We start from the raw sequence: 11,833 nt of genomic DNA, 5'->3' as shown, positions 1-11,833 counted from the left end.
TGTATGCTAATGGAACAACTAAGGCTATCATAGCATTTAAGGAAAAGAAGGGCTTTGAAAATAGGGAATAATAAACTCTATTTTTTGATTTAACGTAAAAAATGCCAATCTCTAAAAATTGGCATTTTGTTTATTAGAATTAATGTTTATATTTTAAGGTAAAGCTGGAATACAAACTCTTGTAGGAGTTGGAACACATTTTACCGGCTCAGCTGAATTATCATAATTATGCTGTAATTTATAATCAGCGGCCATAGTTCCAGTCGAAATGCTTGTCAAAGTAGCTAAAGTTAATAAAAACTTCTTCATATGTTTGTCTCACCAATTTAATATAAGTATATGTTAAGATTAATTATTTGTGAATCTAACAAGTCACGTTAGTTAGAATATTGCCTTATTATTCTTTACAATGTTATAGAAGTATAAACTTTTGTTATTTTTTATATACAAAAATACCTAAATAGAATGCAAATTCTGTCATCTAAAAATTTAAATCCATATTCTTTTTAAACTGGAAGCTTTGCTTTGGCTTTATTTTAATAATAACTTTTATTGGGCTGAGATTTGAGTTTGCTGATCTGACCGAGAAATATTGAATGAAAATCTTACCTTAAAGATGAAAAAACAGATCAATGAAGCAGTGATATTATTTTTTAAGTACAGCTCGCATTTAGTAATAAAAATAAAGATCAATATAATATTTTTTGATTTCTAATTAAAGATGCAATATATTCCTCCTCCCCTAAGATGAAGTCGAAAAAGTATGACTAATAATTCGTTTGATTATATTGTTTGTGGTGCAGGTTCCGCTGGTTGTGTAGTAACTTCTCGACTTTTAGAAAATAGAAAAGGTCGTGTGCTATTACTAGAGGCAGGAGGAAATGATGATAGTATTTTAATAAAAATGCCTGCTGGCGTTCAGGAAATCATTACAAAAATGACTTGGGAATATACTACTGAGCCTGATGCTAAAACTAAAAATCGCCGTATGTCCTGCGCTCAAGGTAAAGTCTTGGGTGGAAGCAGTTCAGTAAATGGCATGATCTATTTAAGAGGCCATAGTGAAGATTATGATGAATGGTTTAAAAAATATAATTGTAAAGGTTGGGATTTTGAATCACTGTTACCTTATTTTAAAAGGGCAGAAAATAATGAGACACTATCAGGTAAATATCATGGTACAGAAGGACCTCTATATGTAAGTGACAACCATTTCAGGCACCCGTTAAGTCGTGCTTTTATCAAAGCAGGTCAAGAATTTGGTTTAAACTATCTTAATGACTTTAATGGAAAATCACAACAAGGGGTCGGTTTTTTTCAAACAACAACTCATAATGGTGAGCGTGCAAGTACTTCAAAAACGTATTTGCAGCGTGTGAGAGATAATAAGAATTTAACTTTAAAGCTAAATGCAACAGTAGCAAAAGTAATCATTGAAAATGATAAAGCTACTGGAGTTATGTGTATTATTAATGGTAAGGAGGAAATCTTTACTGCAACCAAAAGTGTGGTGGTAAGTGCCGGTTCTTTAGGTTCTCCAAAAATTCTTATGCTTTCAGGGATAGGCCCAAGTGCGCATTTACAGAATGTAGGCGTAGCTCCAGTTAAAGACCTACCAGTTGGTAAAAACTATCACGACCACATGCACGTCTCTATAAATGCAAGCATTAAAGAGCCAGTCTCGATTTATGGTCAAGATATCGGGATTAAAAAAATTAAAAATGGTATTAAGTGGATGCTAAATAGAACTGGACTTATTTCATCTAATATTTTAGAAGCTGGAGCTTTTTTTGATACTAATAACGAAGGTCGTCCTGATGTCCAGGTCCATTTTTTACCAGGTCTAGATACATGGAATGATCCAAGTAATTTAACTAAAAACAAGACCCATGGCATTACGTTTAAAAACTGTCATCTAAGGCCGCGTTCACGTGGTACCGTATTACTTAAAAGTAAAAACCCTGAAGACATCGTTAAAGTTAATGGTAATTTGCTTGATGATGACTATGATGTACAAGGTTTGATACGTGCAACACAGTTTGGTATTGATTTGATGAGGATGCCTAGTTTAGCTCATTATGTTGACCAGATTTTTTCTCCAACAGCGGATCGCAATGATATTAAGTCGATTGAAGAATTCGTAAGGGGAACTTGCAAAACAACTTATCATCCCGTTGGTACCTGTAGAATGGGTAATACTCCTAAAGACTCTGTAGTAGATTTAAATCTACAAGTCCATGGAATTAAAAATCTTCGTGTAATTGATTGCTCAATATTCCCATCTGTACCAAGTGGAAATACGAATGCACCAACAATTGCTGTTGCAGAAAAAGCAGTCGAACTTTTAATACAGCAAAGTTAAGTCTTATACAGGCGCTTAGGATGAATCAGATGACCGAGCGCTTGTCGTTATAAATTATTTTTTATAAGAACAGCTTATATTTAGCTGCACGACGTCGAACAAAATCTCTGATTTCCCACCCCCGCTTCTATTCCACCATAGGAAGAACTGGTCTGCTGCACCGAGATAATCATAATATAGACTTTATGGTTAATATACAGATATGTCTGTATTTCTTTGATAATATGCCGCGCGAATCTCATACCATAGTAATTCATTATGCCAGAGCACTATATTGTTGTAGGTTGTCCTACAACAGGTGGCGGAAAAGTCATCACAGGTAATAGAAACTTTTTAATCAATGGAAAACCTATCGCTTGCATTGGGGACGAAGCAACATGCCCCCTTCATAATACAATAGCATCTATTTCTACTGGCGACCCAACCTATCATATTGGCGGCAGTCCTATTGCGCGCGTCGGTGATTCACTCTCATGCGGTTGTAAGTTATTACAAACAGAAGAAGCTTAACTGTAAAGTGAAACATGTAATGTAATTAAAAGAACGAAAAAATAACAATGTAAATTGTCTATATTATCCATCATTCAACACGTGATTAATTTGAACCCCATTAATCACTTTTTCACGTTATTGTGAGGACCACTGTTCGAGTGGTCTTTTTTTTTATAAAAATAAGGATTTCTTTATATACAGACAATTCTGTATACATAAAACATATAAAAGAACATCTATAAATTACAATGTAAACATTCTATTCAATTAATTATTATTTACGTGATTAAGAATGAATCCCATTATTCTACTAATCATAAAATGACGACTTTAAAACCAATTAATTTGAGGGTTTACTCATGAAAAAAGTACTTTTAACGGTTGCAACTCTATTAGCAGTTTCTACTGGTGCTATGGCAGCTGATTTTGCACCAAAAAGCGAGTTTAATTTAACAAATTCAAAAAAAGCCAAACCAAATCACCCGCCACGTCTTGTTGAAAATAATAACTCCTACTCGTTTATTAATAATGGCTGTGCTTTTAGCTGTAGAGGATTGCCTAAAAACCTTAATTCCTAATATATAAACCTCAGCATAGCCGCTCGTAAAGGCCCTCCTTAGAGGGTTTTTACTCTTATTCCTATCAGAATTATTATTAATTGTATGTGCCTGACATTCTGAAAAAAGTATAAACATGGCGTGGCTCTGTGCCTAGAAAGCTAATGAATGGTGGCAAAGAAGTTATAAAATGAGCTCTATATTTTCATATACCTAGCTGCGGATTTCCTGGACTTTCGCTAAGTTTGATTCTAGAGCCATATTACCTGTTATAGCTCAAATTATTTGAAGTTTTTATATAGCTCAGCCATCAAAAACCGCCTTTTGGCGGCTTTTTAAAATATCGCTGCTTAAAAACTAACTTTTACAGAGAAACTTATAGATGAAGATTCACAAATATCTACTTCAAAACCTAATTTGTGAAGTTTAACAATTATATCATCTAAGTGCTCTGGCATAATATTTCCCTTTAAGTAATTCAAGTAAACCGGATTAATCCCTTTTTTTGAACTCGATTCAACCTGTCTAAGAATATCTTCATAAATATTTTGATGAATTCTTTTTTCCTGCTTTAAATTTGCTCGGGCCCGTTCTGCATTAAAGTGATTCACCACAAATTTCTCCAATTTTTTATCAAGCTTTAAAAATTATGTTTTTATAATATATCGCTCTTGTTTCTTCCAAAAAATTTAACATTTGTGATGAATATTCAACAATCTATGAGCCTTTCCGTAACTTTGATTATCTTTTAAGATAATTTTAAGGTATTGGTTTCATTAAAATCTGAAACAAATTTTTCACACATCAAAATACTGAAAAAGCTATCAATAAAATGTCAGTAGAACGATATGTACCCAAAGACATTCGACTAATTTTCAAAGTGAGCTTATTGGCAAAAAATCTCTGATCAATACTGATACTTATGGTAAAGATATGCAAAATACATACAATACAAGACCATCCATACTAAAGCTGTTAAAACAAATGAAAACAGGCAAATAACAGACATTTCTAAATTCATATCAACTTTTTCACCGGGTTCCCGATCGGCTTTCTTTATGAACAGATAGCCTTTCATACAACAAAAAGAAAAAAATAAAAGAGGAATAATGAACAGACAGATGAAAAAGTAATATTCCGTTGTAAATGGCTTCTTATGCATTGCCTCTTCACATCTTTGCTTTTCTACTAACTCTGCTTGAGTAAACTCTCTGGAGCCCCAAGCTCCCCACTTTTTCCTATCAACCAGAAAATACTTATATTCACAGTAGTCTATAAATTTTTCTTTGGGATTACGTTCATCACTACTTCCTCCAAATGAAGAAGTATGATTAGGCCTTGCAGTTGTTATCATAAATATTCAGTACTTAAAAGTTTTTCAAATTATATGGACTATAAGGGGTACAAATAAAATTAACTATTATTTATAGGCCACTATTCAAACAAAAAGTTGAACTCTTAATAAGCCTTCAGTTCCGTGATCTTCTTATGTCTCGATCACTTAATGTAAATCGTAAAAATGATATTTGTCCTGCATAGGATTTAAAAACTTATTTCATGCTATACATACCAATCAGCAGCCATAGTGGCTCTTGGCCATGCGTGTATGTCTTGTTAATTTTTAAAAATTAATCAGTACCTACTTCAGCAGCGTACCTTGCCTATTCTAAAAAGCATCTACTTCTTGATCATCAACTGGTTTTTCCGATATGGTCATTAGAGAACCAGAATTGTTGATGTAATACAACAACTTGTATTTTTTAGAACCATGTCACACTTTTGTTTAAAAACGAGAATGATCTTGTACATAGAAGTGTTTTATGGAAATATGATTCCGTTTTAATCAGAGAGATCGGTCTGGAAACATTTCATGCTGACTCTTTTAAAACCTAACATATAAAGACAGTACACATCATAACAATGACATCTTAAGTAAAAAATATATGGAGATTTTTAATGCGTTTTTCTAGACTTCCCGTTGTTTCGCTAGCGGTCTTTGCTGCTCAATGTATTTATGCAGCGCCAATGACCTCTAACCTGCCACAAAATGCCTCTCAATCTGAAGGAGTCATTAAAAACCAATATATTGTTATTCTGAATAAAGATGCAGGTGCCCCTGCCGATTTTGCTCAAAACATTGTTAAGCAACATGGTGGGAAGGTTCTCCACTCCTACAATAACGTATTTCAGGGCTTTGCAGTCTATTTACCTGAGGCAGCAGGTTCGGCTTTTATTGAAGCAATGAAGAAAAATCCCAAAGTACTTTCTGTAGAAAACGATACAATTATGAAAATTGATGCGACTACACAAAGTAATCCTGATTGGGGATTGGATCGTATTGATCAAAAATCCCTACCTTTAAACTCTTCTTATTCTTATACGCAAACAGGTTCCGGGGTTACCGCCTATATTGTTGATACCGGCATTCTATCTACCCATCAACAATTTACTGGACGGGTTCTGGCTGGTTATACCGCAATCTCTGATGGAAAAGGCACCAATGATTGTAATGGGCATGGCACCCATGTGGCTGGTACTGTAGGTGGTAGCACCTATGGAGTTGCTAAAAATGTAAATCTGGTTCCGGTCCGGATTTTTGGATGTGACGGATCGGGCGCATCAAGTAATGTGATTGCAGGATTAGACTGGATACTGAAAAACGGAAAAAAACCTGCCGTTGTTAATATGTCCTTAGGCGGTTCGGCAAATGCTTCTTTAGATTCGGCGGTTGAAAATTTATTTAACAATGGTTATGTCATGGTGGTAGCCGCAGGAAACTCTAATACAGATGCATGTAGCTCTTCACCGGCCAGAGTCAGTAAAGCTGTTACTGTGGCCGCGACAGATGCGACTGATACTCGGGCGAGTTATTCCAATTATGGAAGCTGTGTTGACATTTTTGCACCGGGCAGCCAGATTAACTCTTCCTGGATAGGAGGAAATACGGCGACAAAAGTGTTAAATGGAACCTCTATGGCAACGCCTCATGTTGCGGGCGTTGTTGCAGAAATGTTACAAAGCACACCGACAGCCGCACCTGAAACCGTTTCTACAACTCTGATCAATCAGGCGAGTAGTAATATGGTAAAAAATCCTTCTGGTAGCCCAAACCGATTATTATATAAATCGCCCTAAATGATTTTAGCCCGTTAATACAAAGGCCACCTTATTTTTGCCAATAAGGTGGCGAACCATAGACCTCTGAAAAATAGTCAATTATTACTCGTATATTCAGCGGCGGATGTCTCACATTTGGATAAATAGCTGCTATATGCTGGGTGTGTGGCTTAATTGATACCTCGTACTGAGGTAAAAGCTGAATAAGCTCTCCTTTCTTTAAAGCCTCTCCAATAAGCCAATCAGGAAATAAAACCATCCCCATACCACCAAGCGCTGCGGTCATTAAACTTTCGGCATTATTTGAACTCAGGGCTGGTATAACCGGGTAGTGTATCCATTCATTATCACCCATTTTGAATAGCCATCGATTGGGTCCTTCAAAGCCATTATATACCAGACATTTATGCTGATTGATTTGTGCAGGGTTCTCTATAGTTCCATATCTGGCAATATATTGGGCAGAGGCAGCCAAATGATATTTTTGTGTTGCAAAAATTCGTGCATGAAATGAAGAGTCTGTCAGTGTCCCTATGCGGAAAATGAGATCCGTACTTTCCCGAAATGGATCTATAAATTCGTCAGTCTGTACCAACTCAATCAATAAACGCGGATAACGTTCTGATAGTTCAGGCAGCCACGGCGCAATATGTCTTTGCCCGAAAAAAACAGGCGCATTAATTCTTATCAGGCCAGAGGGCTCAATGGTTCTATCATGTAATGCTTTTTGAGCCTCATCAAACTGCTCTGTGATTTTTTTAGCATATTCAAAAAATAATTTGCCCGATTCTGTTGGCGTGATAGCCCTTGTATTACGATAAAAAAGTTGCTGACCCAGCGCATCTTCAAGTTGCTGGATTGTCCGGGAAATCATTGAAGCAGACACATCTTCTTTTCGTGCAACAACAGAAAAGTTTTGGGCATTATAAACACTTATAAAAAAGCGCAGGGTTCGGATATCAATTGAATTTGCAAGATTCATTTGTGCAATTTCTGCAATAGTGATTCATGAATTATGCTATTTTTCTATTCAATTAACCATTCTAATATTCATCGCCTCGACCACTTGAGGCAATTTAAATGCAAATTTTCTTATTATTCTTAGCAATCCTGGGTGGAATGGGCTTATCTGTAGAAGCTGGATTATTAGGCCCCCTCGGTACAGAGGTTGGCACTCTATGGGCCACTTTGAGTATCTTTGCCGTAGGAGCGGCACTCACGTTTTTATTAATGTTATTTTTTAGCCCGCGCAACAGCACTTCATTTTTCACTCTCCCATCCTGGCAATTGCTGGGCGGTGTAATTGGTCCTATCTACGTCATCATTCTTACTACTACCGCACCCATGATTGGTGTTGCCATGACCATGATTGGCATCTTGGCTGGTCAGGTCTTTAAAAGTCTGATCATTGATCATTATGGCTTGCTAGGTAGCCCGCAAAGAAAAGTTGATCGTAGACGTCTTTATGCATTGATTTCAATTGTGATGGCCCTTTCACTGGTTGCTAAGGCTTAGGAGCTTAATATGACTATTTTGATGATTTTATTAACCATAGTGGGTGGTGCACTGCTTAGTGTCCAGGCTGCAATCAATGGGCAACTAGGTAGCAAGGTTGGGGTATTTCGGAGCGCCTTTTTAACTTTTTCTGTCGGGGCCTTGATCACCGCATTGCTGATTTTTTATTTTGAACCCAGACAAGCTGTCACCTTGCTAGATGTGCCCAAATGGCAGTTGTTAGGTGCGATGTGTGGAGTGCCCTACATTATAATTATGGTCTTGGCGATACAAAGAATTGGAACAGCCTTAGCCACCATTGCTGTGATTTTTGGGCAGCTTTTAATGAGTATGCTGATTGATCACTTTGGCTGGCTGGGGAATGCCGTGCTCCCTTTTTCTACCTATAGATTAGGTGCACTTATGTTTTTAGGTCTTGCTTTATATTTGATCTATTCAAGTAACAAAATAAAAGAAGTGCAAGTATAAAAATATTAAAGCCCGGGCTATCGGATTTGATTTTGATGGCCGGTTGCCCTTCCCCTATATAGATTATTTTCTATTAAACGACACAATAAAATGCCAACCCTAAAAATTGGCATTGAGAAGCTGTATCTTTAGATGATTAAAAAACTGGCTCCATATCGAAATACTTTTCTAAATATGCATTTACCTTATCTGCATTGTTAAAACTTATATAAACTAACGGCTTATCTGTTTCATCAAGGATATTTGCAGATTTAAGTATAACGGTAACCAAGTATTCAGCTCCATCTTTTGCTGTGGAAACTCCTAACACCTGATCACGATTAATACATGTACCATTTTTTAAATCTATAAACATTATTTACCTATATACCTGATTAATTTACTAAAAAGTGAAAAAGCTGTCTTTGCCATAAGTTTTTCTCACAAATTTATAGAACACGGATCAACTTGTCTCTTTATTACCTAAAAAAACACGTTTTTGCCCTTTGCTATCTGTAATCGTTAAATGTGCTTTATGGTTTTCAATATGAATTTCAAAGGGCAGTTTTTTCTCACTAAAAATGTCATTTGCTAAATATTCTTGTGCCATTAAATCCTCAGGACATGACAGCATAGTTGCAACGAGTTCAGAAGTTAAAATCTTATGCTCTTCAATATCCCAGGTACCACCATGGTTATTACAACCAGTTTCAATAGAAAACGCTTTGTCATCACCAAATGTTACCACTAACGGTTGAGACGCGTTTGAACCCTGATAAGTCCAGTTATACCCTATTAAATTTTCTTGATCGATCTCATGTATCTGCACAATTGCATCATCAAAGCCGTTTTGAGCCTTACTGCAAGCCAGCAAAGATAATGGCAGTAATGCAAGCGCTAAATATTTAATTTTCATACAATTAAAAACTGGAGAAATTCAGGAGGGGCGCAAGCTTAAAGGATTCATAAAAAAAAGATCAAAGAAAAACGTTTAGGTTTTAGGTTTATCTAATGTTTTATATTGTAAACAGCATATAATACAAATACTTAAACAAAATTATGCTTACCTGCACTTTGTTTTTTTATGTATATCTTCAATATTTTTTTCATATTTAATACATAACGAGCTTTATAAAGTTTGGATAAATAGATCGTAGGCAACATCAAAGTTGAGCAACCCTTCCTCTTTTTCCATAGCAATATAGATCATCTGGCGATATGGGTCTCATCATGATCTGTGTTTAATAGGTATTGATTCGATCTCAACGACTAAGGCCTGTTTTAAAATATGCTAAAACACCACTGGCTAAAAATTTAATAGATAAATAATGACAAAATAAAAGAGGAGCTGGAAAAATGTATACAGCTCTTTTGTCTAAATACTAATCTAAAAATACTTTTTTCTCAGCCACAAAGACACACTCACCAAGGCAATTAGTACAGGCACTTCCACCAATGGCCCGATTACTGTGGTAAATGCGACTGGTGAAGCTAAACCAAAGGTTGTAATGGCTACCGCTAGTGCCAGCTCAAAGTTATTTCCTGCCGCAGTAAACGAAATTGCGGTTGTTTTAGCATAGCCATTCCCCATCCATTTGCTCATAAAGAAGCTAATGAAGAACATCACGATAAAGTAAATCGTCAATGGAATGGCGATACGCAAGACATCCATCGGTAAGCTCACCACATCGTTACCTTTTAGGCTAAACATCGCCACAATCGTGAACAATAAAGCCAACAAACTCAGTGGACTGATCTTAGGTAAGAAGACATTTTGATACCATTCCAGACCTTTAGCTTTCACTAGAGTGAATCGCGTAATAAAGCCAAGGAAAAATGGAATGCCCAAATACACGGATATTGCATGAGTAATTGTCCAGAAATCAACATGGATCACTTGTCCTGCAATACCAAAATAAGGAGGCAGGAAAGTGAGAAATAACCAGGCATAGCTACTAAAAAATAAGATCTGGAAAATACTATTGAATGCAACCAATGCTGCAACATATTGGTTATCACCACCGGCCAATCCATTCCAGACCAGTACCATGGCAATACAGCGAGCCAGTCCAATCAGGATTAAACCTGTCATATATTCTGGATAATCATGCAAAAATATAATGGCAAGTACAAACATGAGTATAGGAGCCACAAGCCAGTTCTGGACCAAAGATAAAGTCAGGGTGCGTTTGTCTTTAAACACCTGTGGTAAAGCGGTGTAGTCTACTTTGGCCAGAGGTGGGTACATCATTAAAATCAGGCCGATCGCAATAGGAATATTGACCAAATCCACACTCATTTTGTCTAAGGCAACAGAGGCTTGGGGAAAGAATACACCGATCGCAATCCCCAATGCCATGGCCATAAAAATCCATAACGTGAGATTACGGTCTAAAAATGATAGTCGTTGTTGAGTCATGAGGTTGTCATTCAATAACCGAGATCTGGGCAATTGCTGCAATCAGTTCAGAACGTGTCATATTTACCGTATCCAGCGCAAATAAAGCATCTAAACGACGATTGATATGTTCTACCGTAACCTGAAAAGCATGTAATTTCTCAACTTTTGGCAATACCAGGTGCGAAGGATCAGCCAGGCCCCAATGTGCTTTAATCGCCGTACCCAAATACAGTGGACAAGTTTCCTGAGCTGCTGCATCACAAACTGTGATCACCACATCAGGCTGATATTGCTCACAATCTTCAATCGTTTTACTCCATAGCCCTTGCGTAGATAACCCAATATTTTCCAGAGTTTCAAGCGTTAGCGGATGGACTTTTCCAGTAGGTCTGCTCCCGGCACTATAGGCCTTCCAGCCTTCAGGAGCACGCCGATTAAATAACACTTCTGAAAGAATACTTCTGCAACTGTTACCGGTACATAGAAACAAGAATTTCATGGTGCTTACTCACACTGTATCGAAATTGAGGAATGACCGGTTTTATGGTCCGTGTCTTCACTCTCGTTCGTAATAATGCTTAAAACAGCTTTCGCCCATTCAGGCAAATCGGGATTTAAGCTGTAATAGACCCATTGACCTTTTCTTTCATCCAGTACAATGGAAAGATGCCTCAATAGGGCCAAATGTCGGGAAATTTTTGGTTGGCTCAGTCCAAGTTGTTCGGTCAGCTCACAGACACACACCCTGTCTTTAGCAATAACCAATCTCAAAATATCCAAACGGGTTTGATCGGAAAGACATTTGAAAAAATCAGTCTGGTGCATGTTTTAGGCTCGATAAACATTTTATATAAATATACGCATATCCACATATACAAACAAGACCTATGAATGTTCAAATTCAAATCTGATGTCAATAATAGAGAAATGATTGCGCTGGGC

At 36.8% G+C, this 11,833-nt stretch carries 15 protein-coding genes; 6 read left to right on the top strand and 9 right to left on the bottom strand.

Features of this window, described 5'->3' with window-relative positions; all coding sequences use genetic code 11:
* Window positions 1-153 precede the first annotated feature (153 nt).
* Window positions 154-309: a hypothetical protein gene (locus OC23_RS19150; protein ID WP_161792266.1), complete on the bottom strand. Its 156-nt coding sequence runs from the start codon at window positions 307-309 to the stop codon at window positions 154-156.
* Window positions 310-763: 454 nt separating this feature from the next.
* On the opposite strand from OC23_RS19150, the gene OC23_RS07805 reads away from it, so the two are divergent.
* The 3 genes from OC23_RS07805 (at window position 764) to OC23_RS19280 (ending at window position 3,432) form a co-directional block, all read left to right on the top strand.
* Complete coding sequence (locus tag OC23_RS07805) at window positions 764-2,362, top strand: GMC family oxidoreductase (RefSeq protein ID WP_038344006.1); 1,599 nt, start codon at window positions 764-766, stop codon at window positions 2,360-2,362.
* 258 nt (window positions 2,363-2,620) lie between these two features.
* The gene (locus OC23_RS18755; RefSeq protein ID WP_081407306.1) at window positions 2,621-2,872 is read left to right on the top strand and encodes a PAAR domain-containing protein; all 252 of its coding nucleotides are present in this window, start codon (window positions 2,621-2,623) and stop codon (window positions 2,870-2,872) included.
* Window positions 2,873-3,213: 341 nt separating this feature from the next.
* Entirely contained in the window at window positions 3,214-3,432 is a 219-nt protein-coding gene (locus tag OC23_RS19280; protein ID WP_152607812.1) for a hypothetical protein, read from the top strand.
* A gap of 329 nt (window positions 3,433-3,761) precedes the next feature.
* On the opposite strand, the gene OC23_RS07800 is transcribed toward OC23_RS19280, so the two are convergent.
* Window positions 3,762-4,022: a hypothetical protein gene (locus tag OC23_RS07800; RefSeq protein ID WP_152607811.1), complete on the bottom strand. Its 261-nt coding sequence runs from the start codon at window positions 4,020-4,022 to the stop codon at window positions 3,762-3,764.
* A gap of 296 nt (window positions 4,023-4,318) precedes the next feature.
* Entirely contained in the window at window positions 4,319-4,765 is a 447-nt protein-coding gene (locus OC23_RS07795; protein WP_038344004.1) for a hypothetical protein, read from the bottom strand.
* 602 nt (window positions 4,766-5,367) lie between these two features.
* Here OC23_RS07795 and OC23_RS07790 point away from each other — a divergent pair.
* The gene (locus OC23_RS07790) at window positions 5,368-6,546 is read left to right on the top strand and encodes a S8 family peptidase (protein ID WP_038344003.1); all 1,179 of its coding nucleotides are present in this window, start codon (window positions 5,368-5,370) and stop codon (window positions 6,544-6,546) included.
* Between the two features lie 31 nt (window positions 6,547-6,577).
* Here the strand turns inward: OC23_RS07790 and OC23_RS07785 are convergent, their stop codons facing one another.
* Window positions 6,578-7,510: a LysR family transcriptional regulator gene (locus OC23_RS07785; protein ID WP_038344002.1), complete on the bottom strand. Its 933-nt coding sequence runs from the start codon at window positions 7,508-7,510 to the stop codon at window positions 6,578-6,580.
* A gap of 98 nt (window positions 7,511-7,608) precedes the next feature.
* Between OC23_RS07785 and OC23_RS07780 the strand changes: the two genes are divergently transcribed.
* Window positions 7,609-8,043, top strand: coding sequence for a DMT family transporter (locus OC23_RS07780; protein ID WP_038344001.1), 435 nt, complete (start codon window positions 7,609-7,611; stop codon window positions 8,041-8,043).
* 9 nt (window positions 8,044-8,052) lie between these two features.
* The gene (locus OC23_RS07775) at window positions 8,053-8,511 is read left to right on the top strand and encodes a DMT family transporter (protein WP_038344000.1); all 459 of its coding nucleotides are present in this window, start codon (window positions 8,053-8,055) and stop codon (window positions 8,509-8,511) included.
* 136 nt (window positions 8,512-8,647) lie between these two features.
* Here OC23_RS07775 and OC23_RS07770 read toward each other — a convergent pair whose 3' ends face one another.
* The 5 genes from OC23_RS07770 to OC23_RS07750 form a co-directional block, all read right to left on the bottom strand.
* Window positions 8,648-8,866: a hypothetical protein gene (locus OC23_RS07770; protein ID WP_038343999.1), complete on the bottom strand. Its 219-nt coding sequence runs from the start codon at window positions 8,864-8,866 to the stop codon at window positions 8,648-8,650.
* Between the two features lie 87 nt (window positions 8,867-8,953).
* Window positions 8,954-9,406, bottom strand: coding sequence for an META domain-containing protein (locus OC23_RS07765; protein ID WP_038344390.1), 453 nt, complete (start codon window positions 9,404-9,406; stop codon window positions 8,954-8,956).
* A 471-nt stretch (window positions 9,407-9,877) separates the two neighbouring features.
* The gene (arsB, locus tag OC23_RS07760; protein ID WP_038343998.1) at window positions 9,878-10,909 is read right to left on the bottom strand and encodes an ACR3 family arsenite efflux transporter; all 1,032 of its coding nucleotides are present in this window, start codon (window positions 10,907-10,909) and stop codon (window positions 9,878-9,880) included.
* A 7-nt stretch (window positions 10,910-10,916) separates the two neighbouring features.
* A complete protein-coding gene (locus OC23_RS07755) occupies window positions 10,917-11,390 on the bottom strand; it encodes an arsenate reductase ArsC (RefSeq protein WP_038343997.1) in 474 nt (157 codons plus the stop codon).
* Between the two features lie 5 nt (window positions 11,391-11,395).
* Window positions 11,396-11,716 carry an ArsR/SmtB family transcription factor gene (locus OC23_RS07750; RefSeq protein ID WP_038343996.1) on the bottom strand — a complete coding sequence of 107 codons (321 nt, stop codon included), beginning with the start codon at window positions 11,714-11,716 and terminating at the stop codon, window positions 11,396-11,398.
* Window positions 11,717-11,833: the final 117 nt, after the last annotated feature.

This window comes from Acinetobacter sp. A47 (genome assembly GCF_000805455.1).
Classification (GTDB): domain Bacteria; phylum Pseudomonadota; class Gammaproteobacteria; order Pseudomonadales; family Moraxellaceae; genus Acinetobacter.
The sequence above is the reverse complement of the archived record's forward strand: the minus strand, read 5'-3'. Positions and strand labels throughout refer to the sequence as shown.